Raw genomic sequence first — 26,350 nt, 5'->3', positions numbered from 1 at the left:
TCTCTCAATTCTCGAAGGCGCGCGCTATGTTCACCATCGACGATCTCGCGGACCGTCTCGGCGGCTATCTACCCCCCGAGGAGATTCTGCACGTCAAGCGCGCCTTCTACTACGCCGAGCAGGCCCATGACGGCCAGCGGCGGCGCTCCGGCGAGCCTTACGTCACGCACCCGCTGGCGGTTGCCAATATCCTCGCCAACATGCACATGGACCATCAAAGCCTGATGGCCGCCATGCTGCATGACGTCATCGAAGATACCGGCGTGACCAAGGAAGCGTTGACCCAGCAATTCGGCGACCCCGTGGCCGAACTGGTCGATGGGGTCTCCAAGCTGACCCAGATCACCTTCGAAGACAAGGCAGTCGCCCAGGCGGAGAACTTCCAGAAAATGGTCATGGCGATGTCGCGCGATATTCGGGTGATTATCGTCAAGCTCGCCGACCGCCTGCACAACATGCGCACGCTGGGTGCCCTGCGCCCCGACAAGAAGCGCCGCATTGCTCGCGAGACGCTGGAAATCTACGCACGTATCGCCGGACGCCTGGGTATCAATACCATTCGCGTCGAACTCGAGGATCTTTCCTTCCAGGCGATCCACCCGATGCGCGCCGAGCGCATCAAGCGTGCGGTCACCAAGGCGCGCGGCAATCGCCGCTCGATGATGCGCCAGATTCAGGACAGTCTGCAGAAGTGCCTCGATGACGACGCGCTGGGCGGCAGCGTGGTGGGCCGCCAAAAGCATCTACTGTCGATCTATCGCAAGATGCGCGACCAGCGCAAACCCTTCGCCGAGATGATGGACGTATTCGGGTTTCGCATCATTACCGATGACGTCGACACCTGTTACCGCATTCTCGGCGCGGTGCACAATCTCTATAAGCCGGTGCCGGGGCGCTTTAAAGACTACATCGCCATCCCCAAAGCCAATGGCTATCAGAGCCTGCACACCACGCTGTTCGGCCCCCGAGGAATGCCCATCGAGGTGCAGGTTCGCACCCGCGAGATGGAAGCGATGGCCAACAACGGTATCGCCGCGCATTGGCTTTATAAAGCCGGCCAGACCGAGCGCCCGATCGGCGCCGGCAGCCATGCGCGCGCCCGCGAATGGGTCCGCGGGCTGCTCGAGATGCAGCGCCACGCTGGCAACTCCCTGGAGTTCATAGAACACGTCAAGAACGACCTGTTCCCCGACGATATCTACGTATTCACGCCCAAAGGCGACATCATGGAGCTCCCTGGCGGCGCCACGGCCGTGGACTTTGCCTACAGCGTGCACACTGATATCGGCAACAGCTGCATCGCCTGCCGCATAGACCGCCATCTGGCGCCGCTGTCATCAACCCTGGAAAGCGGCCAGACGCTGGAGATCATCACCGCGCCCGGTGCCCGCCCCAACCTGGCCTGGCTCAACTTCGTGGTCACCGCCAAGGCGCGCTCAGCGATCCGTCACGCCCTCAAGCATCAGCAGCGCACCGAGTCCGTGCAGTTGGGACGGCGCTTGCTCAACCGTGCACTGAGCGCCTTCGAGACCAGCCTCGAGGAGCTGCCCGAGCATCGCTTGACGGCGGTACTCGAAGAACTCGATTTCAGGCACGAGGACGATCTGCTCGAATCGATCGGGCTCGGCACGCGCATGGCCTACGTCATCGCGCGCCGCCTGCTGGAATGTAACGCCCCGGAAACCGCCGAGGAAGTCGCCACGGCGTCGCATTCCGGAATGCCGATCGTGATCAACGGTGCCGAGGGCATGATCATCAGCTTCGCGCGCTGCTGTTATCCGCTGCCCGGCGATCCCATTGTCGGTCATCTTTCGGTCGGCAAGGGAATCGTGGTACACCGCCACGATTGTGGTAACCTGCAGGAACTGCGCGGCGACCCCGACAAGCTGTTCGCTCTGGAGTGGTCGCAGCAGATCGATCAAGATTTCCCGGTGGCGCTGCGCCTGCATGTCGAGACGCGGCGCGGCCTGGTCGCCGAACTGGCCGGCCTGGTGACCGATGCCGGTGCCAATATCGAACGCATCGGCATTGAGGAACGCGATGCACGCCTGTCGATCGTCAACCTGACGTTGGCCGTCCACGACCGCGTGCATCTAGCAAGTATCATGAAACGACTGCGCAACCTGCCCCACGTCGGCAAGATCACTCGCGTTCGCAGTTGACACCATGGCGACCGACCTGCCGCCCACCAGAGCGGCGGGTCGGTCGTTTCGTTTTTACGATGCCCGGCGCGCCCGCCCATGCGGACGCGGCGGCGTCGTTATTTTTGTCCATCGCAATGCGCACACGCATAATGACAAGGAGCCATGCCATGAGTAACAAAGCCGTCATCAATACCGAACAGGCGCCGGCCGCCATCGGACCCTACTCGCAGGCCATCAAGGCCGGCAACACGGTATACATATCCGGGCAGATCCCGCTGGACCCCGGTAACATGGAGCTCGTCGCCGAGGATATCGACACCCAGGCGCGCCAGGTCTTCACCAATCTGCAGGCCGTCTGCCAGGAAGCTGCCGGCTCGCTACAGGACATCGTCAAGCTCAATATCTACCTGACCGATCTTAGCCACTTTGCCGTGGTCAACCAGATCATGGAAGAGTACTTCCAGGCCCCGTATCCGGCCCGCGCAGCAGTCGGCGTCAGGGAACTGCCCAAAGGCAGCCAGGTGGAAGCCGAAGCCGTCATGGTCCTCGGTGATTGAGAGGCGCACCACGCGGCGTGTGTTCTTCGCCGCCTGGCCCGACGCCGCCCTGCGCGAGCGTCTGGCGTCACTGGCGTCGCGCCTCCAACGCCATTGCGGGGGGCGCACGCCGGCTATCGACAACCTGCATCTAACGCTGGGGTTTCTAGGGAATGTGCCCACGGCGGAGATTGCGGCCCTGCAGATATTGACCGAGCGCCTGACGCTGCCTGCGGGCGAGTGGACGCTCGACCGCTACGGTTATTTCTATAAACCGCGCCTGGCATGGCTCGGCGGGCCGCCGACGCCCACATTGAACCTGTGGCGCGCACGTCTTGGCGAGGCCTTGCAAGCCAGTGGCCGGTCACTGCCAGCTTCACATGACTTCCGACCTCACATCACGCTACTGCGCCACACCAAGAAGGCGCCACCCGCAATGCTCGAGGCGCCCGAATGGAATTGGCCGTTGATGCGACTGACGCTAGTCGAGTCGATTCTCGACGGCACGCGGCCCGTCTATCGGGTGCTGGCCGAGAGTTCTGCGACGCCGGCAAACGAGTAGGTTCAAACGGACTCGGGCGCCTGCCGCTGTGCTTCGATCACCTCGGCGTAGCCCTCACGGAAAGTGGGATACTGAAAGCGATAGCCACTGTCGCGCACGCGTGAGTTGTCACAGCGCTTGCTGGCACGTCGCCGCAACGGTGATTGAATGGTCTCGGTGAGCTCGACCTTGAGCTTGCCAGCCATCCATGTCATCACTTCATGCAAAGGCGTCGGCTCGCAGTCACTGGCCAGATAAAGCGCCTCCACCGGCTTGTCATCGAGGCTCAAAGCGATCAAATGCGCCAGCACACCCGCGCAATCGTCGCGATGGATGCGGTTGGAATACATCGGCGGGTTCGCTGCCGCGACGCGCCCTTCCTTGACCTGGCGAATCAATCGATCGCGCCCCGGGCCGTAGATCCCCGAAAAGCGTACCACGGTGCCAGGCATGGAGTGATCGAGCAGCGCTTGTTCGGCCTCGCGCATCAGCAGCCCCGAGAATCCGGTGGGCGCAGTCTCGGAGGTTTCGTCGACCATTTCGCCCGCTTGCTGGGCATAGACGCTGGTCGAGGAGACGAAAAACACGCGCTTGGGCGACGTGGCTCGCGTCTCGAGTTCGCCGAGCACGGCCTTGAGCCCCTTGGGATACGCTTCGGCATAGGCGTTTTCGTCGAAGCGCGCAGCGCTTAGGATATAGACGACGGTATCTGCGTCAGGCAAGCGTGCCAGTGCCGTGGTGTCCGTAACGTCCAGTGCCAAGGCCTCGATGCCGGTTTCCGCGAGCGGCGCGACCTGGCGGCGCACGCCGATCACCCGTTGGCCAGCGTCGATCAGCCGCTTACCTAGCTGGATACCAATGTCGCCGCAACCAATAATCAGAGTCGTTTTCTTCACCTTTCCCTAGCCTCTTGGTAAAAGTCCTTGATAAAAAGTCCTTGGCAAAAAGTCCCTTGCATCGAATACCTTAGTGAATCCATCGCGTGCCCAGGAGGCCCGAAAAGGCCCAGACTATGACTCTAACAGAACTTCGTTATATCGTAACCTTGGCTCAAGAGCACCACTTCGGGCGCGCTGCCGAGCGCTGCTACGTTTCCCAGCCCACACTTTCGGTGGCCGTCAAGAAGTTAGAAGACGAGCTGGGCATCGCCTTGTTCGAGCGTTCCAAATCCACCGTACAGGTCACACCGCTAGGCGAGAAGATCGTCGCTCAGGCGCATCGGGTGCTGGAACAAGCCGGCCTCATCAAGGAAATGGCCACCGAAGGCAAGGACCAACTGGCGAGCCCACTGCGCATCGGGGCGATTTACACCATCGGACCTTACCTGTTTCCGCACCTGATTCCCGAGCTGTCGCATCATGCCCCGCAGATGCCACTGTACATCGAAGAGGGTCTGACGGGGGACTTGCGCCGCAAACTGCGCAGCGGTGAACTGGATGCCGTGATCGTCGCCCTGCCGTTCACCGAGCCGGATGTGCTGACCAAGGCGATTTACGAAGAGCCTTTCGAAGTACTGTTACCCGCCGGCCATCCATGGACACGCAAGACCGCTATCGCCAAGGAAGAGCTGCTCCAGGAAAAGCTGCTGCTGTTGGGCGAGGGACACTGTTTTCGTGACCAGATTCTCGAGGCCTGCCCCGCCATCAACAATCAACTCAACAATCCCGGTAACACCTTGATCGCCGAGGGCGGTTCGCTGGAAACCATTCGCCACATGGTGGCCTCGGGACTGGGCATCACGGTGCTCCCCAAATCGGCCATCGGCACCGGCCATTATGAATCGGGGCTTCTCGAAAGCCGGCCCTTCGCCAATAGCGTGCCCAGCCGTACGGTGGCCATCGCCTGGCGTGCCAGTTTCCCCAGGCCCAAGGCCATCGATGCCCTGACCCAGGCCATCGAGACGTGCCAACAACAGCGTATCCAGGCGGCATGAGCACTGACATGAAGGCTATGGATGCGCCGGTCAGCGAACTCACCGGCGTGGGCGAAGCGCTGGCCGCCAAGCTCGCCCGGCTGGGCATCGCCAGCATCGCCGATATGCTCTTTCACCTGCCATTGCGCTATCAGGACCGTACGCGTATCACGCCTATTGGCACGCTGCGCGCCGGCACCGAAGCCGTGGTCGAGGGCGATATCGCCGCTGCCGATATCGTCAAAGGACGGCGGCGTAGCCTGCTGGTGCGTCTCAAGGATGATTCGGGTATTCTCAGCCTGCGCTTCTTCCACTTCTCGCCCGCACAGCAACAGCAATTCACGCGTGGCCTGCGCGTGCGTGCCTTCGGCGAAGCCCGCGCCGGCGCTACGGGCCTCGAGATCTATCATCCCGAGTACCGTTTGCTGCATCAGGAAGATGCCCCGGTCGAGGAACACCTGACGCCGATCTACCCCACCACCGAGGGGATGACCCAACCACGCCTGCGCGGCCTGGTCCAGCAGGCACTCAAGCAACTCGACGCCGCGCCCGACGCATTGCCGGACTGGATTCCCGGTGCCCTGCGCCAACGCTTTCGCCTGCCGGGGCTGCTCGAGTCGCTGCGCTACCTCCACGAACCACCCCCCGAGGCGCCGGTGGAACGTCTCGCCGAAGGGCGCCATCCGGCCCAGCAACGTCTGGCGCTGGAAGAACTGCTCGCCCATCAGCTCAGCCTGCGACAGGTGCGCCTGCGCATCCAGACCGACAGCGCGCCCGCACTGGGCGGCGGGCGTAGCCTGCAGGCGCGTTTCCTGACCCAGCTGCCATTCTCACTGACCGGCGCGCAGCGCCGTGTCCTCGACGAGATCGGCCACGATCTGGAGCGCGCCACCCCCATGTTGCGCCTGGTCCAGGGCGACGTCGGCTCCGGCAAGACCGTGGTCGCCGCCATGGCAGCACTGGCGGCCATCGCCGGTGACTGTCAGGCGGCCATCATGGCACCTACCGAGATCCTCGCCGAGCAGCATTATCGTAACTTCCGCGATTGGTTCGCGCCGCTGGGCATCGAAGTCGGCTGGTTGTCGGGCAAGCTCAAGGGTAAGGCACGCCTAGATACCAAGGCGGCCATCGCCGATGGCCGTATCCAGGTCGCGGTGGGCACGCACGCGCTGTTTCAGGACGACGTGCACTTTCAGCGCCTGGGCTTGGCAGTCATCGACGAACAGCACCGCTTCGGCGTTCATCAGCGCCTGGCGCTGCGCCAGAAGGGCGAAGCCGGGGGCCTCACGCCGCATCAGTTGATCATGACCGCCACACCGATTCCGCGCACACTGGCGATGAGCGCTTACGCCGATCTCGACCTGTCGATGATCGACGAGTTACCGCCCGGACGCACGCCGGTCAAGACGGTGGCAGTCCCCGACGAGCGTCGCCCCGAGGTGGTCGAGCGCATTCGCCGCGCCTGCGCCGAGGGCCATCAGGCTTACTGGGTGTGCACGCTCATCGAGGAATCCGACGCCTTGACCTGCCAGGCCGCCGAGGCGACTCATGAGCACCTCGGTGAGGCGCTGTCCGACCTGGCCATCGGCCTGGTGCACGGGCGCATGAAAGCGGCGGAAAAAGCCGAGGTAATGGAGACATTCAAGGCAGGTGAGCTGGATCTCCTGATTGCCACCACGGTGATCGAGGTCGGCGTCGACGTGCCCAACGCCAGCTTGATGATCATCGAAAACCCCGAGCGCCTGGGACTCTCGCAGTTGCATCAGCTACGTGGCCGCGTGGGACGCGGCGCCACCGAGAGCTTCTGCGTGCTGCTGTATCATCCGCCGCTATCACAGCACTCGCGGGAACGCCTGGGCGTGATGCGCGATACTACTGATGGCTTTCGTATCGCCGAGAAAGACCTGGAGCTGCGCGGCCCCGGCGAGGTACTCGGCACTCGCCAGACGGGCCTGGCGCAGATGAAGATCGCCGATCTGGAGCGCGACCGTGACCTACTCGACACCATCAGCCCCCTGGCGCGCGCACTGCTCGACGAGGCGCCGGAGGCCGCCACGCCCTTGATCCGCCGTTGGCTAGGCGAAGACGCCGGGCATTACGGGCAGGTATGAGGCCCAGTCGGGCAACACAAGCGCCCCGATCATCATGACGACGCGGGGTCATCCTCGGTCTGACAGGCCTGACGTTCCCACTTGCCTGCCTTGGCCAGCGCCATGATGACCTCGCGGGCAATGGCGCGCTGACTCGGCGGCAAGCCGGCGAAAGCTTCCAGGGTCTCGCGCTCGCGATAACTCAGCGCTTCCCACAGATGATCGCTCTCGTGGACGCGGTGCTGCACCGGTGCACCGAAGCGCAAGGTTGCCGGTGGCACTTTCAGCCAATCGGCGAGAATCACGAGCTTTTCCTGAGTGGGCAGCGTCTCGCCACGCAACCACCGACGTACACCGTGCAGCGTCACTGGGCGCCCCGGATTGCGCAGATTGAACTCGCGCTCCAGCACGGCGGGCTTGGGCGCATAGCCAGCCTGTTGCATGGCCTCGCGCAGGCGTTGGGCAAATTGGGTCTTGGCATCTTCCATGCGTGCACAGTAAGACGTCTCGCCCCCAAGCGACGTAACCACCTCGTTGCTTTTTTGAAGATCGAACAACACTATCGGTCACGTTGCGTGACGTCGATTACCCCCAGATAGCAGTGACTTACCTGCGACGCCGTCATTCACGCGAGGCCTGGGTCGACAAACGCCCCGCCGTCTCGCTCAACGTGACGAGTTGGCGACTGATCAACGCCAGCTGGCTTTGCAGCAAGCGACGTTCATCACACGTTTCTTCTGCGGCGGACGCCTCCAGCAAGCCGGCATGCCGCGTCAGGATGTCCTGGTACGGTTCGACCGTTTCGCCCGCAGCGAGCTGGCGTGCCACGCGCGCCAATGTCTCGGCCACATCATCGGCCGCTGCCGTCACCGCCGTGTTGTCGTCGCCCGCAGCGCCGGCTGCCCCGCGATGGGCGCCCAGTGCCGAGAGATAGCTCAACAGGGTGTGCGAATGCACCAGAAAACGCAGCCCGATATCAGCGTCCTTGCGAAAATGTCCCGGCTCCAGCAGTACGTTGCCCAGCGTCGTGGAAAGCGCCGCATCGGCGTTATGGGCATTGCGCCGTGCCAACCGATAGGCTAGATCATCGCGCTTGCCACGCGCGTACTGGTCGAGGATCGCGCGCAGATAGGCCGCACTGGCTTCGAGTGTCGCTGCCGCCTGGCGGTGCAGCCCGCGCCCTTGCCAATCGGGCAGGATCACCAGCACCGCCAGACCCGCGATGGCGGCGCCCAGCAGGGTATCGAACAGACGCGGCCAGATCAGCACGAAGCCATCGCCGACCTGATTGAAGCAGCACAGCACCATCAGCGTGATGGCGGCCGTCGCGAGCGTGTAGTGATGCGCACGGGTGGCGAAAAAAGCAACGCCGGCGGCCACCGCGATCAATGCCTGGATAGGCTCGGTGGGAAACAGCGTGATCAGCGCCCAACCGGCGACCAGCCCCAGCACCGTGCCCTGGATACGCTGGCGCAGGAAACGCCGCGTGGCGCCGAAATTGGGCCGGCACACGAACACGCTGGTGAGCAGGATCCAGTACCCCTGGGTGGGATGAATCCAGTGCAGCAAGCCATAGCCCACCACCAGCGTCACACTCAAGCGTAGCGCATGGCGAAACACCGGTGACGCCAGGCTGACATGTGCCTGGAGACGTTCGGCGACGTCGCGCAGCCCGCGGGGCGAGCGGTCGAACAGACTGCTGTCCTCGTGATCGGCTCGCGCATCGGGATTGTCGGCACCAGCCAGCTTGTCTTCCAGCGTGGCGAGGTTATCGGCCAAGGCCGACAGCGAGCTCAGCAGGTCACGCCATTCGTCGCGTCCCTGGGCATGCAGGTTGTTCAGGGATGCGTTGAAATCTTCCAGCGCCTGGGCACTGGGACCGTGATCGAAGGGGCGGTCGAGAAGCAACGCACGACTCAAGGCCTTGCAGGCACGCCCTTGCTGATCGAGCAGACGCTGGGCGCGAAAGAGGATATCGTGATGGAAGAATGCCTCGGCCAGTTCCCCATACGGATAATGCGAGGAACTCGCCCGCTCGTGGATGTCCTGCGCGATAAAGTAAAGCCGCAGGTAGCGATTGAGTTTGCGCCCCCCTCGCTGGCCTTCGAGGCGTCGGAAGATCATTTCCTTGCTCTGGTTGAGCGCCGCCACCACGCGGCCATTCTGCTGGGCCAGCGCCAGGCGCTGCTGCTCGATATCCAGCCCTCTCAGCGGCTCGAAAAGCGCCGACTTGAGGCGTAAGTAAACGCCCAGCTCGCGAAAGACATGCGCCAGGCTCAACCTGAGTGGATGGCGCGAAAACAAGGCGCACCACACCACCGAGATCGCCCCGTACCAGGCCGCACCCGAGACCAGCAACAACGGCTCGCGCCACAGCTCGCCCAGCGCCACACCGCCATGCTGCTCGAGACTGATCATGGTGTAGATGGCGAGAATCAGGGTCGCGGTGGCGATGGTCGCATAGCGCTGTCCCACGGCACCAAGCATGGTCATGCCGAAACTCGACACCCCAAGGCCCACTGCAAAGATCGTGGGATGCGCAAACGTCAGCTCCACCGACACTGCGGCGACGGCGAAACACACCAAGGTCACCAACAACGCCTGCAGACGCCCCTGCCAGGTATCGTCGGTCTCCGCCAGGGCACTGGCGATGATGCCCAGGAACAGCGGGATCAACTTGCCCATGTCGTCGAGATACCAGCACAGCGCCATGACGCCGGCCAGAGCGATGAACACACGCAAGCTGTAAGCAAAGGACTCGAGAGTCCAGAGGCGTCTGAGCGGTTGAGTCAACGACGTCGGCAGCATATCTCTCGGTCGGACGATAACAAGCCAGGAAGTCGTACAATGCACGACACTACGACATTAGTATAACGAACCCGACCGAGCCAGGGCGACTTACATCGTGTGGCGGATACTAGCGCAAGTGCTTGAGCAATCCCTGTAGCCGATCCAGGTCGCGCGAATCACCGACCAGACGCAAACGACCGCTTTGCAAACCGTCGAAGAACGCACGCGCGGTGGGGCGCTTGAGAAACGCCACGCCGGCACGGGCATCGCGAAAGCGCAATTCCAGATCAAGATCGATCGGTAAGCTCGGCGCGTCCTCGATGGCCTCGGGGCGCATGCGGTAATGGCGCGCGAGGCTGAGATCCTCGGTGGCGACGCCCCAATCGAAGCGCTGCATGTCCGAGAGCCTTTGCTGAAAACGCGGATTGCGACGTCGAGCACGCTTGAGCATGACACCCAACAGCCACAGCATCAGACGCAGTTTCATGCACGCCTCGCCACTTGGAAAAAGAAGGGAAAGGAGAAGCAATTGCACGGAGCGCCGGTGGATAGATGGCCCGAACACTCCGTGCCATCACTCACTTCACGGCGTCCTTGAGCGCCTTACCGGGCTTGAACGCCACGGTCTTGCTCGCCGGAATGGTCAGCGGCTTGCCCGTCTGCGGATTCTTGCCGGTGCGCGCGGCACGCTCGCGGACGGTGAAGGCACCGAACCCGATCAGCGAGACATCCTGGCCCTTGGAAACGGTACCTGTGATCTCATCGAGAATGACATTAAGGACCTGACTGGCCTTGTCCTTGGAAAGATCAGCACGATCAGCGATCGCCGCAGCGAGTTCTGGCTTGCGCATAAAGCCCTCCTGGTTTGGCAACGAATACGACATCTCTTTGATATCGCTTGTTGTTTTTCAATGAGCGAAACGAGCACCACGCCATCGGCGCAGCGCTGACACTACCCACCTGATGCGCCATACCGGTATCCACCAGCATGACGACCCAAGCTAGGGTAGCAACGGCGGGGCGATCCGCGCCAGCTCGACTTTCCGACGTACGCAAGCCCCTGTCAATGCAAACCCCAGCAAATGGCCGTTTTCATCCTCGGCGAGCGCACTGAGATCGTCGCCCTCGCCCTCGATCCGCCAACGTGCCGGTGCTTGGCGCGGCGGTAGTGACACCACCGGGCACGACGGGGTCTTGACCAATACCGGCCAGGCGCCGTAAGCGACCGGCGTCGACGTCCCGGTCAGGGTCGCCGCCAGCGCCTTGGCGCTGGCCTGCAGCGGTTGCACGTACATGGCGTTGAGCCCCGCCACACAGGCGCAATCACCCAATGCATGGATGCCCGGCTGCGCGCTCGCCAGGTAACGATCCGTCTGGATACCGGACTCGGAAACGGCGAGCCCGGCGGTATCGGCCAGCGCGGTACGCGGCGAGAGGCCGGTGGCAATCAATACCAGATCGGCGGACAACACCTCGCCATCGTCGAGCACCAGCGAGACTGCCTCGTCATCACGATGGAGCTGTGCGAGGCTACGTCCCAGGCGCAGGTCGGCGCCCGCCTTGCCCAGAGCGGTCCCCAGCACCTGGCCCAGCGGCAGCGGCAGAAGACGCGTCAGCGGCGTTTGTTCAGGGGCGACCAGTGCCACGCGATGGCCCCCGGCAAGCAGATCGTCGGCGAACTCGCAGCCCACCAGTCCGGCGCCGACGATCGCCACGCGCGCAGTGCCGCCATGGCGCGACAAGACGGCATGAAAACGCCGATAGTCGTCGAGATCGTTGATGGTGAAGACGCGATCGCGCACGTCGTACGCCACCGTGAAGGGCACGCTGGGCGCTGCCCCGGTGGCCAAGACCAGTTCGCCGTAGGGCAGGCGTTCCGCACCGATGGCCAGCGTCTGCGCTCGCGGGTCGATGGTATCGACCCGCGTGTGCGTACGCATGGTCAGCTGAAGCGCATCGGCCACCTCGAGGGGGGAGCGCATCACCAAACGCTCAGGGTGCATTCCCTTGGCAAAGCCCGTGGACAAAAGCGGTTTCGAATAGTCAGAGCCGCTATCGGCAGTGATCAGAGTGATGGCGCGCCGGGCATCGCGAGCACGTACCTGCCGGGCCAGTCCCAGACCGGCCATGCCGCTGCCGACGATGATCAAAGGGTCGCTCATTGGCGCCTCTTGCTACGCATGAAGAAGGGTGACGACGCGGCGATACGACAGCGCGGACGCTGCAATAACGCATCGTACACGCATGATACACTAATGTACTTTGAGCCTGATCTTACGCATGACACACAACCGTTTCAGCGCTAGCCCACACTGGCTGCCGGCCGCCGCCCAGCGCCCCCGCATGAGCCCCGCTTGGTGGCGTTGGGTAGCTTCGCGCGACTCGCTGACCGCACGCCTGCGCGCTGCCAGCACACAGCCCTTCGGAGTACGGCTGCTCGCTCAGGGAATCAGCCGCCCCCGGCGCGACGAAGCCCGGGCGCTGGGGCTCGACCCCCGGGCCCGTATCTGGCGGCGCGAGGTCATGCTGATGCTGGGCGAAACACCGTGGGTCGCGGCACGTTCGGTGGCCCCGCTAACGTCGCTCCACGGCGTGCGGCTGCAGTCGCTGGGAACACGTTCGCTGGGCAGCTGGTTGTTTCGCCAACCCGGCCTGGAACGCGGCCCTATCGAGATCATTCGGTCGCCGGCTCCCACGCTCGTCACGGCACACGGTCGCGCCGCGCCCTGGGGACGGCGCTCCGTCCTGCGCTTGGGGCGTACATCGATTCTCGTCCAGGAGTTCTTTCTCGACGCCATGGACGCTGACCTCGCGTTGTCATCACGCTAAGCTGACCATTCACGTTTCCACAGGAGAGCCCGATGTCCGCCGATTCATCCGACGCCGCGCGCCCCACCGGCCTGGCCCGCGTGCCGGATTTCCTGCGCCTGACGCGTCTGGACCGCCCCATCGGCACCTGGCTTCTGATGTGGCCGACGCTGTGGGCGCTATGGCTGGCGGCCGAGGGCGTACCCGAGCGCGGCACGCTGCTGATCTTCGTTATCGGCGTGTACGTGATGCGTGCCGCCGGTTGCGTGGTCAACGATTACGCCGACCGACATTTCGATGGCCACGTCAAGCGTACGCGTGACCGGCCATTGGCCACCGGGCGCATCTCCGAGAAGGAAGCCAAGGCCACCTTCACGATACTGGTGGTGATTGCCTTCGGCCTGGTCTGCCTGACCAATCTGCCCACCGTGCTGCTGTCATTCGCGGCGCTGGCGCTGGCGGCCACCTATCCGTTCATGAAGCGCTATACGCATTTCCCGCAGGTAGTGCTGGGGGCGGCCTTCTCGTGGGGTATTCCCATGGCATTCATGGCCATTCAGCACCAGGTACCGCTCGAGGCGTGGTTACTGCTGGCCGCCAACATCGCCTGGACGGTGGCCTACGACACCGAATACGCCATCGTCGACCGCGACGATGACCTCAGGGTAGGGATCAAATCCACGGCGGTCCTGTTCGGCCGCGCCGACCGGTTGATCATCGGGTTGTTGCAGGCCCTGACCGTGGTGCTGCTCGCCTGGATCGGCCTGCGTCTGGCGCTTGGCGGGTTCTTCTGGCTGGGGCTGGCCGCCATGGTGGCGATTTTCGTCTACCAACACTATTTGATTCGTTATCGTGAGCGCGACCCTTGCTTCCGCGCCTTCCTCAACAATCATTGGGCCGGGCTGGTGACCTTCGCGGGCATCGCCCTGGCGTTATGGCCTATATGACGCTATGAACTATAGGTAAAGAACGCGATTGTCACGAAAATGTCACATTAGCGCGTTGTAATCGTCATGCCGATGTCATTCATGAGTGATTCGTTTCATCGCGATCCGCAAGAGGCCCACGCCCATGACCGCCAAGACAGTGCTCATCGTCGATGACGAGGCGTCCATCCGCGAAATGATCGCGGTGGCGCTGGAAATGGCCGACTACCGCGTGTTGGAAGCCGACAACGCCCAGGCGGCGCACGCCATGGTGGTCGACGATCAACCCGATCTGCTGCTGCTGGACTGGATGATGCCTGGCACCAGCGGCATCGAACTGGCGCGACGTCTCAAGCGCGATACCACCACCGCCGAGCTGCCGATCATCCTGCTCACCGCCAAGAGCGAGGAAGACAACAAGATTCAGGGATTGGAAGCCGGCGCCGATGATTACATCACCAAGCCGTTCTCGCCGCGGGAACTGGTGGCACGCCTCAAGGCCGTGCTGCGACGTACCACGCCCACCGGGGTCGAGGACACGGTGGAAATCGACGGCTTGCGTCTCGATCCCGTCAGCCACCGGGTCAGCGCCAACGGCGAGGCGCTGGACGTGGGCCCCATCGAGTATCGGCTCCTGCAGTTCTTCATGACGCATCAGGAACGCGCCTACACCCGCAGCCAGTTGCTCGACCAGGTCTGGGGTGGCAATGTCTACGTCGAAGAGCGCACCGTCGACGTGCATATTCGCCGCCTGCGCAAGGTGCTCGGCGATGACCACCAACACCTCATCCAGACGGTACGCGGCACCGGTTATCGCTTCTCCACCAAGGAGTAGCGCACGTGTACTATTGGACCAATGAACTGTGGCGTCTGGCGTACCTCGTCATCGGTCTCGGTGTCCTCGGGTGGCTCTTCGGCGAACCCGGCTGGGGGCTGGCCGCCGGTCTGGGCCTCTACGTCTACCTGCATCTTCGCCATTTGCGTGCCCTGTATGTCTGGCTGACCCAACATCCACATGACACGCCACCGGTTGGCGCCGGGGTCTGGGGCGACCTGTTCGATCGCCTCTACAAGTATCAGAAGATCCAGCGTCAATCGCAGGCTCGCCTGCGCGATATCATCCGCCGCGTACAAGACTCCTGCGAGGCAATGCGCGATGCCGTGGTCATGCTCGACCATCACGGCGACCTAGAGTGGTGGAACAGTGCCGCGGCCCAGATGCTCGGCTTTCAAACCCCCCATGATCGCGGCCAGCACATCACCAACTTCCTGCGCGACCCGCGCTTCGTGGCCTATTTCAATGCCCGCGATTACCGCGAACCGCTGACTTTGGCCTCGCCGATACGCGATGATGTGACGCTGCAATACCAGGTCACGCTGTTCGGCGACGACGAGCGCTTGGTCATGGCGCGTGACATCTCGCAACTGCATCGCCTCGAGCAAATGCGACGCGACTTCGTGGCCAATGTGTCGCATGAGCTGCGCACCCCGCTCACCGTGTTGACCGGTTATCTCGAGACTTATCTCGATCAGGCCGATCAACTACCATCGCGCTGGCAGCGCGGCCTCGGCCAGATGCAGGAACAGACCCAGCGTATGCAGAACCTGGTCGAGGACCTACTGCTGTTGTCGAAGCTGGAAACCGACGAGACCCGCGACGATCCGGCCCCGCTGGACATGGCCACGCTGCTGGAAAACATTCGCGATGACGCTGCCAACCTCTGCGCGGGCAGTCATGAGATAGCCCTGGACATCCACACCGACCATTGCCTGCTGGGTGACGAAGGCGAGATGCGCAGCGCCGTTTCCAACCTGGTCTTCAATGCCGTGCGTTACACACCGCCGGGAAGCACCGTCACGCTGCGCTGGAAGCCCTGGAAGGAGGGTGCTGCGGTAGAGGTCGAGGATGACGGCGACGGTATCGACCCGGTACACCTGCCACGCCTCACCGAACGCTTCTATCGCGTCGACAAGGGGCGCAGCGCCGCCAACGGCGGCACCGGCCTGGGGCTGGCCATCGTCAAGCATGTGTTGCTGCGCCACGACGCGCATCTCGACATCGACAGCCCCCCCGGCCAAGGCGCGCTTTTCCGCTGTGTCTTCCCCGCCACGCGCGTGCGCACCGCCCCCAAAGAACGGCGTGCCGTGGGTAGCGACTAACGTTGCCAGAAAAACACCTGCTCGACATATCAGCCGTTGGCCACGCGTCGTGGCGGTTGGGTTTCAGTCTTCTCGCGACATGCCAACGGGCAGTTGCCGCAGTAGCCGAGTCCGGGGAGAAGATAGCGAATGCAGCAGACACGCCGGATGGACTCGATGTCACCTTCACTGCTTTCATAATAGCGAATGGGGCGAAACAGCGGATTACGCTTGCCATCGGCCAATTCCCGCAGAGTCATCAGACGCCCGCCCGTATCGGCCCGCGCCTGGCCACCGGGCAAGGTATAGAGCTGGGAGATGAGGTAGTCATAGTAGTGGCCGAGATTGCCCCATAGTGCGCGGGGCGCGATACCGGTATGCTCGGCCATGCAGGCAATCGCCGGCCCCCAGGTGTCGCGTATCATGGGAAGAAAGCGCGTTTCGGCCTGAGTGGCGACGAGCGGTGTGCCGGTGTCTTCGACGACCAGTGCCTCGATGAGCATATCCTCGCCGAGTACCAAGCCCAGACGCGATAGCTCGAGCGGTAATTGTCGCTCCGCCAGCAGGTTGTGCGCCGCTCCCAGATAGGTAGTGAGCGCCAGGAAATACTTCGACCACAGCGAGATCACGGCGCGAGAATCGCCATGCTGATGCTCGGCGCCATAACGCTTGAGGATCTGTGTCATCCCGGGCTCGGAGAATACATCTCGCGCCGCCCAGGTCGTCGCTGGCGCCTGGTCCCAGGTGACCAGCTTGCGATCCATCCCTTTCAAGGGACCGGCATAAAACCGATCAAGCAGCACTGACATCGAAAGCTTTCCTGTGGCGAGGCCAAGTGGAAGGCGTGGGCCAGATACCCACGCCAAAAAGCGTAAATGAAAACCACTCGCGATTCAATCGTGCCAAGGTCTTGTCTGCAAAGTCGTCGAGCGATGGCTAGGCAGGGCCTAGAAGTCGTAGGTCAGGCTCGCACGTACATTCCGCTCCGCTCCAAAATAGCAGTGCTGAAGCGAATTGCATGAGGCCACGTACTCCTTGTCGAAGACGTTGCCCACATTGAGCTGCACCTGCATGCCCGGCATCCCCATCTGGCTCATGTCATAGCCCAGCATGGCATCGACCAGCGTGTAATCGGGAACTTGCTCGGTGTTGGCACGATTCGCTTGGATATCAGCGTAATAGCGCACCCCGAGGCCGGCATCCAGACCTGCGAGCGTATCGCCTTGGAAGGCATAATGGCCCCACAGGCTAGCCTGGTGACGCGGGGCGTAGATGGCGTGACTGCCTTCTTCGCTATCCACATCGCTCTTGGTGTAGGTAATGTCGGTGTAGCTATAGGCGGCCTGCAAACGCAGTCCCTCGGTCAATTGCGTGCGGGCTTCCAACTCCAGGCCTTGCGACTCGATCTCGCCGATGGAGCGATAAGGGTCGGTGGGTTGCTCCTTGGTGGCGACGTTTTCCTGCGTGATGCGGAACAGCGAGAGGCTATAGCGATCCTGAGTGCCCGGCGGCTGGAACTTGAGGCCGGTTTCCCACTGTTCACCTTCCATCGGCTCCAGTAGATCGCCTTGGGCATCGACAAAACTGGTCGGCGTGAAGGCCGTATTGTAGCTGACATAGGGCGCGACACCATTGTCGAATAGATAGAGTGCGCCGGCCCGGCCACTGAACTGGGTATCGTCTAGCTTGCTTTCGCTGTCGTTTAGATTATCGGTGTTCTTGATTTCGACCCAGTCGTAGCGGCCGCCTAGCGTGAGATGCCAGCGATCGAAGGCCATCTGGTCTTGCAGGTAAACCCCCGTCTGGGTCAACTCATGGCGCTCATCGTTGGTCGTGGTTATATCACCCACGACATCTGCACCATATTGCGGATCGAACGGATTTATATTGGGAAAAGCGCCCGACTTATAAACAACGTCATTCTCGCGATTCTGATAATCAAGCCCCATCAACACAGTATGGTCGATGAAGCCACTGTGGAGCTTGGCTTCTACCTGGTTATCAATGGTCCAGGCCTCGAGCGACTCTTCGGCACCAAAATAAGAGCGCTTGAGTTCATTGCTATTCCCGTCGACCCAGACATTCTGCCCTATCAAGTTGTTTGAACCGTCATAAAGGTATTCGGCTTGTTGGGCGACTTGATCCATATCGACATCGGCGTTCAGATAGCGCACCTTCTGGCGCGCGGTCCAGGCATCGTTGAAACGGTGCTCGAGGCTGTAACCGAACATACGCTGGGTCCGCTCGAACTTGTCGTAATCCTCCTCGCCATCGAAGAAGTTATTGCTGATCTTCTGGCCATTGTGGCTTTTCACCGCCCCCTCGTAAGGTACGCCGGAATGATAGCCGCCTTCCGGATCCTTTTGCAGATAGGCCATGAACGACAGGGTCGTATCGTCGGTGACATCCCAGGTCATCGAGGGTGCGATGGCGTAGCGCTCTTCCTCGACCGAGTCGAACTGGGTATCCGCACCACTTGCCAAGCCCACCACGCGATAGGCGGCACGTCGCTCATCATCCAGCGGCCCCGTGACATCGAACGCCACGCTGCGCTGGCTATTGTTGCCCACGCCAAAGCGCAGCTGCCGATGTGTCTCGAATTGCGGTTGCTTGCTGGTCAGCGCCACCAGGCCCCCGGGAGACGAGCGCCCGTAAAGCACCGAGGCCGGCCCCTTGACGATTTCAGCACTCTCCAGGAAGTAAGGATCGATCACCATCGAGCTGTAGCCATTGGTGTCCCCCATCACCTTCAGACCATCGAGGTAGGTATTGCTGAGACTTCCATCAGAGAAGCCCCGCATGACGAGATAATCGTAACGGTTCGATGCGCCCACTTGGTTGGAGTATACCCCTGGCGTATATTTCACGGCATCGCCAAGTGTGCGGGTGTCGCGTTCATCCATCTCCTCGCGATCGATGTTGGAAACGGACTGCGGCGTTTCGATGATCGGCGTCTGCGTCTTGGTGGCAGCCTCGCCCGACACTGTCACCGTGGACAGATCCACGGCATCGCCGTCATCGCTTTCGGATTGCGCCCACGTTGTCGTGGGCATGAACAATACGCCCGCCAGGCACGCGCAGAAAAACCAGTGGGGATGCAATGTGCGACTCATGAAAACGGCTCCTCGCTCTCGTCCTCGGGTCGCGGTCGACCCATTTCTTATGGAGAGTGAGAATTATTAACTTTTAAGAGTCGTTCTGCTTATGATCAATGCCGAAAAATCTATGCGCGACGCTGCAAGCGACCTCGCGGAGGAACTTCTGTCATCATTAAGGCGTAATCACGACCCCAGCCGGGGGTAGACGCTGGTGTAACGCACGCGGCGATAGACCGTAGCGCTGCTTGAAGGCAGTGGCAAAGTTGCTGGCATGCCGATACCCCACCCGTGTCGCCACGTACTGCACGCTATAGCCTTCCCGGAGCAGCGCATGGGCCATCTCGAGGCGACGTTGACGCAAACATTCGAAGACCGACTGGCCATACGCCTGGCGAAACTTGTCACGCAATGCGCTGGGGCTCATGCAGGCCAGCTGCGCCAAGGACTCGATGCTATGCGACGCCTCAGGGTGTTCGTGCAGGCATTCACGCACACGTGCCAAATGGTGGCGGTCACGCCTCCCCAGGCGGCGATCCTGCTGGGGAGAGGTTCCCCGGGCCGCCAAACCGTGAGCCATCAATTGCAGCGCCAGACCCTCACCGAGCAAGGCATGCTGCTGTGCTTCCTCCGGTGGTGCATTCAGCCAATCCTCGAGCGACAACCAGACGCCTTCGGGCAAGGACAAGCGCCACGCCCCACTGGTGGTGTTGTCGAGCAATTCGACCAGTAGCGCAGCCAAGTGCGTGTGCGACGTACGTACGGCATCCAGCAAGGTGAGATTGATCGCACGCAGGTGCTGCCCACCGGCATGACGCGCACTCAACGTCTGATGTCCGGCGTGCGTGAGCATTAGCGCTTCACGCGGTGCCAGAGCGAAATACTGCTCACCGTGCGACAGTTCCGCGCTGCCCTCGAGCATGACGATGATCGACACATGCGCAGGCGCGTCGGCCAAGGCATGCGTTTCGTAGGTATGGTGGATCGTGAGACGCGAACCGACGAGACTGACACCCACGGCAGGACGACATTCATCGACCCAGCCCTCGGCCACCGGAGTGAACGCGGCGTCGGTGCGGTTCAAGGAGGGGAAGCGGTGATACAAACGATAACGGCGCTCGAAAGCGCCGAAATCTGCCATGGTCAGGCATTGGGCCGGTACTGAGACATCGTTCGTCATGCCTGTTGCCGGGCCCATGACATACTCCCGATAGGCTTACGCAGTGGCTTCGGCGTAACGACGCGCCACTTCGTCCCAATCGACGACCTCGAAGAAGGCCTTGATGTACTCGGGACGCTTGTTCTGATACTTGAGGTAATAGGCGTGTTCCCACACGTCCAGCCCCAGAATCGGCGTATTGCCGTGCATCAGCGGGCTATCCTGATTGAGCGTGTTTTCCACGACCAGACGCCCGGCAGGCGTAACGGACAGCCAAGCCCAGCCACTGCCAAAGCGCTTGAGGGCAGCTTGCGTGAAGGCTTCACGAAACGCTTCGTCACCGCCCAGTTCACTTTCGATAGCCGAGGCCAAATCGCCCTTGGCCTTGCCTCCACCCTGTGCCGACATGACCGTCCAGAACAGCGAATGGTTGGCGTGCCCGCCACCATTGTTGATCACTGCCTGACGCTTGGCTTCCGGAACGCGCTCGATTTCACCCATCAGGGTTTCGACCGGCAGCGATTCGAGATCCGTGCCTTCCAGAGCGGCGTTCAGATTATTGACGTAGGTCTGATGGTGACGGCTGTGATGGATCTCCATGGTAAGCGCATCGATATGCGGTTCCAAGGCATCATAAGCATAGGGTAACGTCGGTAGTTGATGCGCCACGACATACCTCCTTGTCAATCTATCGTCGAATGTCGAGCCTTGATGCAACGTGGCACCAACGGCAGGTTGTGCCTAATCATAATAGTTTTCATTGCAGGTTTGTCAATTACTTAGCAGCTTAGACGAGAGGGTCAAAACACCTTGTCAAGCATGAACATCAGCATGAATCCACCCAGCACGCCGAAGGTCGCATCGCGTTCGTGTCCCTTGCGATGCGACTCGGGAATGATCTCGTGACTGATCACGAACAACATCGCGCCGGCGGCAAAGGCCAGGCCAAAGGGCAGCAAGACATCGACGACATGCACCGCAAAGGCCCCGATAACCCCGCCGATAGGCTCCACCAGACCGCTCAATAACGCCGCACCCAATGCCATCGGACGCGAGTAGCCGATGGCCAGCAGCCCCAGGGAGACGATCAGCCCCTCGGGTAGATTCTGGAGGCCGATGCCCAGCGTCAGCGCCACCCCGGCGGCCATGTCGCCACGCGCATAGCCCACGCCGACTGCCAGCCCTTCGGGGAAGTTGTGAATGGTGATGGCAAAGATGAACAGCCAGATACGCCGGATCTGCAAGGCATCCGCGCCACCCTGCTTGCCCAGCGCGAAATGCTCATGGGGCACGAAGCGGTCCATCCCCCAGACCAGAATACCGCCACACACGATCCCCCCGCAGACGATCATCAGGGCCCAGCCGATGGTGCCGGTGAGCGCCAGCGAGTCCTCGTAGGCCGGCATGGCCAGGGAATAGGCCGTGGCGGCCAACATCACGCCAGCACCGAAGCCCATCAGGGCATCCTCGAGACGCTGGCTAATGTGGCGAAGCACCATGATCGGTAACGCCCCCAGCGGCGTGAAAAGCCCCGCCACCAGACTCGCCAGCATGCCCGCCTGAAGCGTGCTCAATGTCCCCAGCCAATCGCGCATCTGAGCGCCCAGCCACCACACCAGAAACGCGCCCACGGCGGCCGCGAGTAGGATGCCCAGCGCCCAGCGGCGTCGAATGAAGCCGCCGGGCGCTACAGAAGGCGCTTGCGAGGGCGCTTGCGAGGGCGCTTGCGTATCTTGCATGCGGGGTCTCCTGTGTCGTCGAGAGCGTTCAGCGTGTCACAGCCGGTAGATGACGATAATACTGCTGCCAGAGTATCACCGCGCCCGCCACGCCGCCCGGTAACAACACCAGATTGAGCACTGGTATCCACGTCGCCAGCGACATGCCGACCCCAAAGGTCAGCGTCGGCCACCAACGCGTCCGCAAGCGTCGTCGCATGTCACCAAAGCTCACCTGGTTGTTATCCATCGGATAATCCAGGTATTGAATCGCCAGCATCCACGCCGAAAAGGCGGCCCACAAGAACGGCATGAATACGTTCACGCCGGGCACGAAACCAAGTACGAACAACAGCGCCATGCGCGGCAGCATGTACCCCAGCTTGACGAATTCGCGACCCAGCGCGTCGACCCCGGCGCGGAAAAGCCCCCGCGTATCGCTGGGCGGCGCCCCACTCAGGCGCCATTCCACCTTTTCGGCGAGAAAGCCATAAAACGGCGCAGCGATCAGGTTGGTCACCAGCGTGAAGGAAAAGAACACCACCAACAGTAGGCTCACTACCAGCAGCGGCCAGATCAACCATTCCAGCCACTCGAGCCAGGACGGCACCTTGAGCATCCAGTAGTCGAGCCAGCCGCCGAAATGCGTGAACAAATAACCTAGCGTGGCGGCGTAGATCAGCAGATTGATTGCCACCGGCGCAATGACGAAGCGGCGCATCCCCGGCGACAGAACCAACCGTGTGCCCTGACTGATGGCAGTAAACGCATGCAGCATCGAGGTTCATTCCTTGATAGACGTTAGCGCGGATCCTGAGCAGCAGCATGCCATGCGGCGGCCCCGGCGCCCATCTCCCGCGGTTGATGAGAAATTTAATACCAGTATGAGGTGCTCTCAGGCTTCGTGCTCAGTAAAACGCATGACCCGCTCGGCCTTTCGGCGCAACCCAGCGAATAGCGGCCAAGCGCGGCACGGCGGTATGCTAACGTAGCTAAACTGGGATGCCTGCACGGCAGCGTTAACGTGCCTCCCCGGCCTGTAAATGACGCAGCCCGGCATCGCGACAAGAGAACACCTCATGGCAAATGCCCCTGGGGCCGACGCCCCCGATCATGGTGATGAAGCGCGCCGCCTCGACGAACTCCAACGTCTTGGTCTGATGGATACACCGCCCGAGAAGCGTTTCGACGACATCACCCGGCTGACCGCGAAGGTCTTCGGCGTGCCCATTGTGCTGATCACGCTGATCGATCGCCACCGTCAGTGGTTCAAGTCACGCTTCGGCCTCGATGCCTGCGAAACCTCCCGCGACAACGCCTTTTGCGCGCACGCCCTGCTCGAGCGCCAAATGCTGGTAATCGAGGACACCGCCAACGATCCGCGCTTTCGCGATCATCCCCTGGTCACCGACACGCCCTACATCCGCTTTTACGCCGGCGCCGTCATTCGTATGGCCTCGGGCCTGCCGCTGGGCACGCTATGCGTTATCGACCGTCACCCAAGGCACTTCGACGCCCACCAGCGCGAGATATTGCTCGATTTGGCACGCCTGGTGGAAAACGAGATCGGCGACGACGTCATCACGCACCTCGAGCGCGCCCGCGCCGAAATCGGCACCCAGTTCGATCCGCAAACCCGGCTCGCCACGCAACAACGCTTTCAGCAACTCATTCAGGCACGCCTGGCGGCATTGCCGGACACCGCAAGGTTCTGTGGCGTCGCGGCCATCGATCTTTACGGCATGCGCGCGGTGCGTACACGCTTTTCGCTAGAGGCCAGCAACGAAGTGCTCATGCGCGGCATCGCGCGGGTCGAGAAAGCCCTCGACGGTTTTATCTTCGACTTGGCACGCATCGACGATCAACGCCTCGGGGTGCTGCTCTACCAGGGAGATCCCGCGCGCATGGCCGACACCATGGCAACACTGGCTGAGACCTTGCAGGCGCCCTATCTCGCCGCCGGCAAGACCGTCACCGCCGCCGCGCGCGTTATCTGGGCACAGGACGCCACCCGGCTTGGCCATGCCGATGACATCCTCTCCGCCCTGCAGCATACCTGCCGGCGCCTCCACAACGAGCGCGGCGACGCCCTCCTCCGCCTCGACACGCCAACGTCCCTGCCACGCCTGACGCGGCGCAACTTGCTGCGCCGCCGTACGGCTTCGGCACTGGCCGAAGACCGCTTCCGGCTACACTATCAGCCGCAAGTCGCCATACACGGCTATCGCCTGAAAGGATTCGAGGCCTTGCTGCGTTGGCATGACAGCGAACTGGGGCAAGTCAGCCCCCAGGATATCGTCGATATCAGTGAGGAAATCGATCTCGGCGATCAATTGGATACCTGGGTCCTGCACACCGTCACCCAGCAACTGGCCACGTGGCGCGACCGAGGCCACGCCCTGCTACCGGTATCCGTCAACGTTTCCCAGGAGCAGCTCGCATGGCCTGCCTTCGCCGACTTGATCGATTCACTGCTCACGCGCCACCGCCTCCCCGGGCGATTGCTCAACCTGGAAGTGCTGGAACGCTCGTTGATCGACGACCCCGAGGCCATCATCGATAGCATGCAGCGTCTCAAGCGCCGTGGCGTGGGGTTCGCCATCGATGATTTCGGCACCGGTTATTCGTCGCTTTCCTACCTCACGCGGATCCCGTTCGACACACTCAAGATCGACAAGAGCTTCATCGACCGCATCTGCGATGACCCACGAGTAGCCTCGCTGGTGCACTCGATCGTCTCGCTAGGGCGCGATGCCGACATGCAGGTCATTGCCGAAGGCGTGGAAAGCGTCGCCCAGGTCACACTACTGCGCGACTTTCACTGCCACAGTATTCAGGGCCATGTCTTCTCCATCGCCCTGACTCCGCCCCATGCCGAAGCGCTGTTGGCAGCCACTGCCAGAAAACGGCATCACTCCCCGAGCGACTCGTCCAGCTCACCGGGCTCGGTGTGACGCACGTCGAGCCCCTTGACCAGATAAATGACGTGTTCAGCCAAGTTGTCGGCATGATCGCCGACCCGCTCCAGGGCCCGCAGGATCGTCATCACGCTGAGAATGGAGGTAATGGCGCGCGGATCTTCCATCATGAAGGTCACCAGCGAGCGCGTGGCCGTGGTATATTCATTATCGACCGATTCATCCTCGTGAAGCACCTCCAGCGCCAGCCGCGTGTCGAAGCGCGCGAACGACGTCAGCGCGTCACGCAGCATCTTGCGCACGTGCTCGCTCAGGTGGCGAATCTCGACCATGCCCCGCGAGTGACGGTCCGACTCGATGAGCGTCAATGCATTGCGTGCGATCTTGTTGGCCTCGTCGCCGACCCGCTCTAGATCGGAGGTAGCGCGGATGACCGCCAGCACCAGGCGTAGATCGGAGGCCGCCGGCTGCCGGCGTGCCAGCACCCGAGTGCACTCCTCGTCTATCTGGATTTGCATGTCGTTGACGGCGTTATCGCTATCGCGCACGCGCTCGGCGGTTCGACTATCGCCCTCGAGCAACGCCTCGACGGCATCCTGCACCTGTTTCTCGACCAGTCCGCCCATGGCCATCAACTGGGTCTTGAGCTGCTCCAATTCCTGGTTGAACTGACGGGAAATGTGCTGGCTATGCGTCTCGTTGGTAATGTCCATGACACTGCTCCGCTTGTCGGAATCGCCGCGACTCAACCCACGCGGCCGGTGATGTAGTCTTCGGTGCGCCGTAAGCGCGGATTGGTGAACAACGTATCGGTCGGGGCGTACTCGACCAGCTCGCCAGCGTGCAGAAACGCGGTGTAGTCGGACACGCGCGCCGCCTGCTGCATGTTGTGGGTGACCAGAATCAGCGTCAGTTGCGACTTCAAGCCACGAATCAGCTCCTCGATCTTGAGTGTCGAGATCGGATCCAGCGCCGAGGCCGGCTCGTCGAGCAGCAATACGTCCGGGCGCACTGCCAGGGTACGGGCGATGACCAGACGCTGCTGCTGCCCGCCCGACAACGTCCACGCCGAGGCGTGCAGATCCGCCTTGACCTCCTCCCAGAGCGCCGCCGACTGCAACGCCCACTCGACGATTTCATCCAGTTCGCGCTTGCGTTTGACGCCCTGCAGACGCATCCCGTAGGCGACGTTTTCATAGATCGACATGGGAAACGGATTGGGCGTCTGAAACACCATCCCCACCCGGCGGCGCAGCTCGGCCACATCCACGTCGCGGGCATGAATGTCCTGGCCCTCGAGGCGAATGCGTCCATTCCGCGTGACCTGGTCGTTGAGGTCATGCAATCGATTGAGGCCGCGCAGTAACGTCGACTTGCCGCATCCCGAGGGCCCGATGAAGGCCGTCACGCGGTGACGCGGCACGCGCAGCGTCAAGTCGCGCAGCGCCGGCTTCCCCTCATAGGCGAGCGACAGGGCCTCGATGTCGAAACAGCTCGACGTCGAGGGAAAATCGACCACCAACGACGACAAGCGCTGGGTCTCGGCGGCGGAAAAAGACGCGGCAGACAAGAGT

General features: G+C 62.1%; 24 protein-coding genes. 10 read left to right on the top strand and 14 right to left on the bottom strand.

Annotated elements, in window-relative coordinates; genetic code table 11:
- Nucleotides 1–26: 26 nt before the first annotated feature.
- The 3 genes from spoT (at nucleotide 27) to thpR (ending at nucleotide 3,242) form a co-directional block, all read left to right on the top strand.
- Complete coding sequence (gene spoT, locus OP496_RS05305; protein ID WP_280562465.1) at nucleotides 27–2,162, top strand: bifunctional GTP diphosphokinase/guanosine-3',5'-bis pyrophosphate 3'-pyrophosphohydrolase; 2,136 nt, start codon at nucleotides 27–29, stop codon at nucleotides 2,160–2,162.
- 149 nt (nucleotides 2,163–2,311) lie between these two features.
- The gene (locus OP496_RS05300) at nucleotides 2,312–2,701 is read left to right on the top strand and encodes a RidA family protein (protein WP_280562464.1); all 390 of its coding nucleotides are present in this window, start codon (nucleotides 2,312–2,314) and stop codon (nucleotides 2,699–2,701) included.
- Nucleotides 2,694–3,242: an RNA 2',3'-cyclic phosphodiesterase gene (gene thpR / locus OP496_RS05295; protein ID WP_280562463.1), complete on the top strand. Its 549-nt coding sequence runs from the start codon at nucleotides 2,694–2,696 to the stop codon at nucleotides 3,240–3,242. The genes OP496_RS05300 and thpR overlap by 8 nt, the downstream gene beginning before the upstream one ends.
- 2 nt (nucleotides 3,243–3,244) lie before the next feature.
- Here thpR and OP496_RS05290 read toward each other — a convergent pair whose 3' ends face one another.
- On the bottom strand, nucleotides 3,245–4,117 hold the full coding sequence (locus OP496_RS05290; RefSeq protein WP_280562462.1) for an SDR family oxidoreductase: 873 nt from the start codon (nucleotides 4,115–4,117) through the stop codon (nucleotides 3,245–3,247).
- 116 nt (nucleotides 4,118–4,233) lie between these two features.
- Between OP496_RS05290 and OP496_RS05285 the strand changes: the two genes are divergently transcribed.
- Both OP496_RS05285 and recG read left to right on the top strand, forming a co-directional pair.
- Nucleotides 4,234–5,154, top strand: coding sequence for a hydrogen peroxide-inducible genes activator (locus OP496_RS05285; protein ID WP_280562461.1), 921 nt, complete (start codon nucleotides 4,234–4,236; stop codon nucleotides 5,152–5,154).
- An 8-nt stretch (nucleotides 5,155–5,162) separates the two neighbouring features.
- Nucleotides 5,163–7,244: an ATP-dependent DNA helicase RecG gene (recG, locus tag OP496_RS05280; protein ID WP_280562460.1), complete on the top strand. Its 2,082-nt coding sequence runs from the start codon at nucleotides 5,163–5,165 to the stop codon at nucleotides 7,242–7,244.
- 32 nt (nucleotides 7,245–7,276) lie between these two features.
- Here recG and OP496_RS05275 read toward each other — a convergent pair whose 3' ends face one another.
- The 5 genes from OP496_RS05275 to OP496_RS05255 form a co-directional block, all read right to left on the bottom strand.
- Complete coding sequence (locus OP496_RS05275; protein ID WP_280562459.1) at nucleotides 7,277–7,711, bottom strand: XRE family transcriptional regulator; 435 nt, start codon at nucleotides 7,709–7,711, stop codon at nucleotides 7,277–7,279.
- A 133-nt stretch (nucleotides 7,712–7,844) separates the two neighbouring features.
- On the bottom strand, nucleotides 7,845–10,031 hold the full coding sequence (gene yccS, locus OP496_RS05270) for a YccS family putative transporter (protein WP_280562458.1): 2,187 nt from the start codon (nucleotides 10,029–10,031) through the stop codon (nucleotides 7,845–7,847).
- Nucleotides 10,032–10,140: 109 nt separating this feature from the next.
- Nucleotides 10,141–10,500, bottom strand: a complete 360-nt coding sequence (locus OP496_RS05265; RefSeq protein WP_280562457.1) for a hypothetical protein — start codon at nucleotides 10,498–10,500, stop codon at nucleotides 10,141–10,143.
- 91 nt (nucleotides 10,501–10,591) lie between these two features.
- On the bottom strand, nucleotides 10,592–10,864 hold the full coding sequence (locus OP496_RS05260) for an HU family DNA-binding protein (RefSeq protein ID WP_040240342.1): 273 nt from the start codon (nucleotides 10,862–10,864) through the stop codon (nucleotides 10,592–10,594).
- Nucleotides 10,865–11,014: 150 nt separating this feature from the next.
- Nucleotides 11,015–12,175 carry an FAD-dependent oxidoreductase gene (locus tag OP496_RS05255; RefSeq protein WP_280562456.1) on the bottom strand — a complete coding sequence of 387 codons (1,161 nt, stop codon included), beginning with the start codon at nucleotides 12,173–12,175 and terminating at the stop codon, nucleotides 11,015–11,017.
- A 118-nt stretch (nucleotides 12,176–12,293) separates the two neighbouring features.
- Here OP496_RS05255 and OP496_RS05250 point away from each other — a divergent pair, with 118 nt between their 5' ends.
- The 4 genes from OP496_RS05250 (at nucleotide 12,294) to phoR (ending at nucleotide 15,907) form a co-directional block, all read left to right on the top strand.
- Entirely contained in the window at nucleotides 12,294–12,842 is a 549-nt protein-coding gene (locus tag OP496_RS05250; RefSeq protein ID WP_280562455.1) for a chorismate lyase, read from the top strand.
- Nucleotides 12,843–12,874: 32 nt separating this feature from the next.
- A complete protein-coding gene (ubiA, locus tag OP496_RS05245; protein WP_280562454.1) occupies nucleotides 12,875–13,768 on the top strand; it encodes a 4-hydroxybenzoate octaprenyltransferase in 894 nt (297 codons plus the stop codon).
- A gap of 124 nt (nucleotides 13,769–13,892) precedes the next feature.
- Nucleotides 13,893–14,582 (top strand): phosphate regulon transcriptional regulator PhoB, encoded by a 690-nt coding sequence (gene phoB / locus OP496_RS05240; protein ID WP_280562453.1) that lies wholly within the window; start codon nucleotides 13,893–13,895, stop codon nucleotides 14,580–14,582.
- Nucleotides 14,583–14,587: 5 nt separating this feature from the next.
- Entirely contained in the window at nucleotides 14,588–15,907 is a 1,320-nt protein-coding gene (gene phoR / locus OP496_RS05235) for a phosphate regulon sensor histidine kinase PhoR (RefSeq protein WP_280562452.1), read from the top strand.
- Nucleotides 15,908–15,936: 29 nt separating this feature from the next.
- Here the strand turns inward: phoR and fhuF are convergent, their stop codons facing one another.
- From fhuF to cysZ, 6 genes are all read right to left on the bottom strand, one after another.
- Entirely contained in the window at nucleotides 15,937–16,695 is a 759-nt protein-coding gene (gene fhuF, locus OP496_RS05230) for a siderophore-iron reductase FhuF (protein ID WP_280562451.1), read from the bottom strand.
- A gap of 138 nt (nucleotides 16,696–16,833) precedes the next feature.
- Nucleotides 16,834–18,939: a TonB-dependent siderophore receptor gene (locus OP496_RS05225; RefSeq protein WP_280562651.1), complete on the bottom strand. Its 2,106-nt coding sequence runs from the start codon at nucleotides 18,937–18,939 to the stop codon at nucleotides 16,834–16,836.
- 217 nt (nucleotides 18,940–19,156) lie between these two features.
- The gene (locus OP496_RS05220; protein WP_280562450.1) at nucleotides 19,157–20,179 is read right to left on the bottom strand and encodes an AraC family transcriptional regulator; all 1,023 of its coding nucleotides are present in this window, start codon (nucleotides 20,177–20,179) and stop codon (nucleotides 19,157–19,159) included.
- Between the two features lie 18 nt (nucleotides 20,180–20,197).
- Nucleotides 20,198–20,809 carry a superoxide dismutase gene (locus OP496_RS05215; protein WP_280562449.1) on the bottom strand — a complete coding sequence of 204 codons (612 nt, stop codon included), beginning with the start codon at nucleotides 20,807–20,809 and terminating at the stop codon, nucleotides 20,198–20,200.
- Nucleotides 20,810–20,940: 131 nt separating this feature from the next.
- Complete coding sequence (locus tag OP496_RS05210; RefSeq protein ID WP_280562448.1) at nucleotides 20,941–21,879, bottom strand: ZIP family metal transporter; 939 nt, start codon at nucleotides 21,877–21,879, stop codon at nucleotides 20,941–20,943.
- Between the two features lie 28 nt (nucleotides 21,880–21,907).
- The gene (gene cysZ / locus OP496_RS05205) at nucleotides 21,908–22,636 is read right to left on the bottom strand and encodes a sulfate transporter CysZ (RefSeq protein ID WP_280562447.1); all 729 of its coding nucleotides are present in this window, start codon (nucleotides 22,634–22,636) and stop codon (nucleotides 21,908–21,910) included.
- Between the two features lie 301 nt (nucleotides 22,637–22,937).
- Here cysZ and OP496_RS05200 point away from each other — a divergent pair, with 301 nt between their 5' ends.
- Nucleotides 22,938–24,812, top strand: a complete 1,875-nt coding sequence (locus tag OP496_RS05200; RefSeq protein ID WP_280562446.1) for an EAL domain-containing protein — start codon at nucleotides 22,938–22,940, stop codon at nucleotides 24,810–24,812.
- On the opposite strand, the gene phoU is transcribed toward OP496_RS05200, so the two are convergent.
- Complete coding sequence (gene phoU, locus OP496_RS05195) at nucleotides 24,770–25,489, bottom strand: phosphate signaling complex protein PhoU (protein WP_280562445.1); 720 nt, start codon at nucleotides 25,487–25,489, stop codon at nucleotides 24,770–24,772. The two genes, OP496_RS05200 and phoU, sit on opposite strands and share 43 nt — an antisense overlap.
- A 32-nt stretch (nucleotides 25,490–25,521) precedes the next feature.
- Complete coding sequence (gene pstB, locus OP496_RS05190; RefSeq protein WP_280562650.1) at nucleotides 25,522–26,295, bottom strand: phosphate ABC transporter ATP-binding protein PstB; 774 nt, start codon at nucleotides 26,293–26,295, stop codon at nucleotides 25,522–25,524.
- Nucleotides 26,296–26,350: the final 55 nt, after the last annotated feature.

The sequence above is a fragment of the Chromohalobacter sp. 48-RD10 genome (assembly GCF_029889785.1).
In the GTDB taxonomy this organism is placed as follows: domain Bacteria; phylum Pseudomonadota; class Gammaproteobacteria; order Pseudomonadales; family Halomonadaceae; genus Chromohalobacter.
Note: the sequence above shows the minus strand (reverse complement) of the source record. Positions and strands in the feature narration are given on the sequence as shown.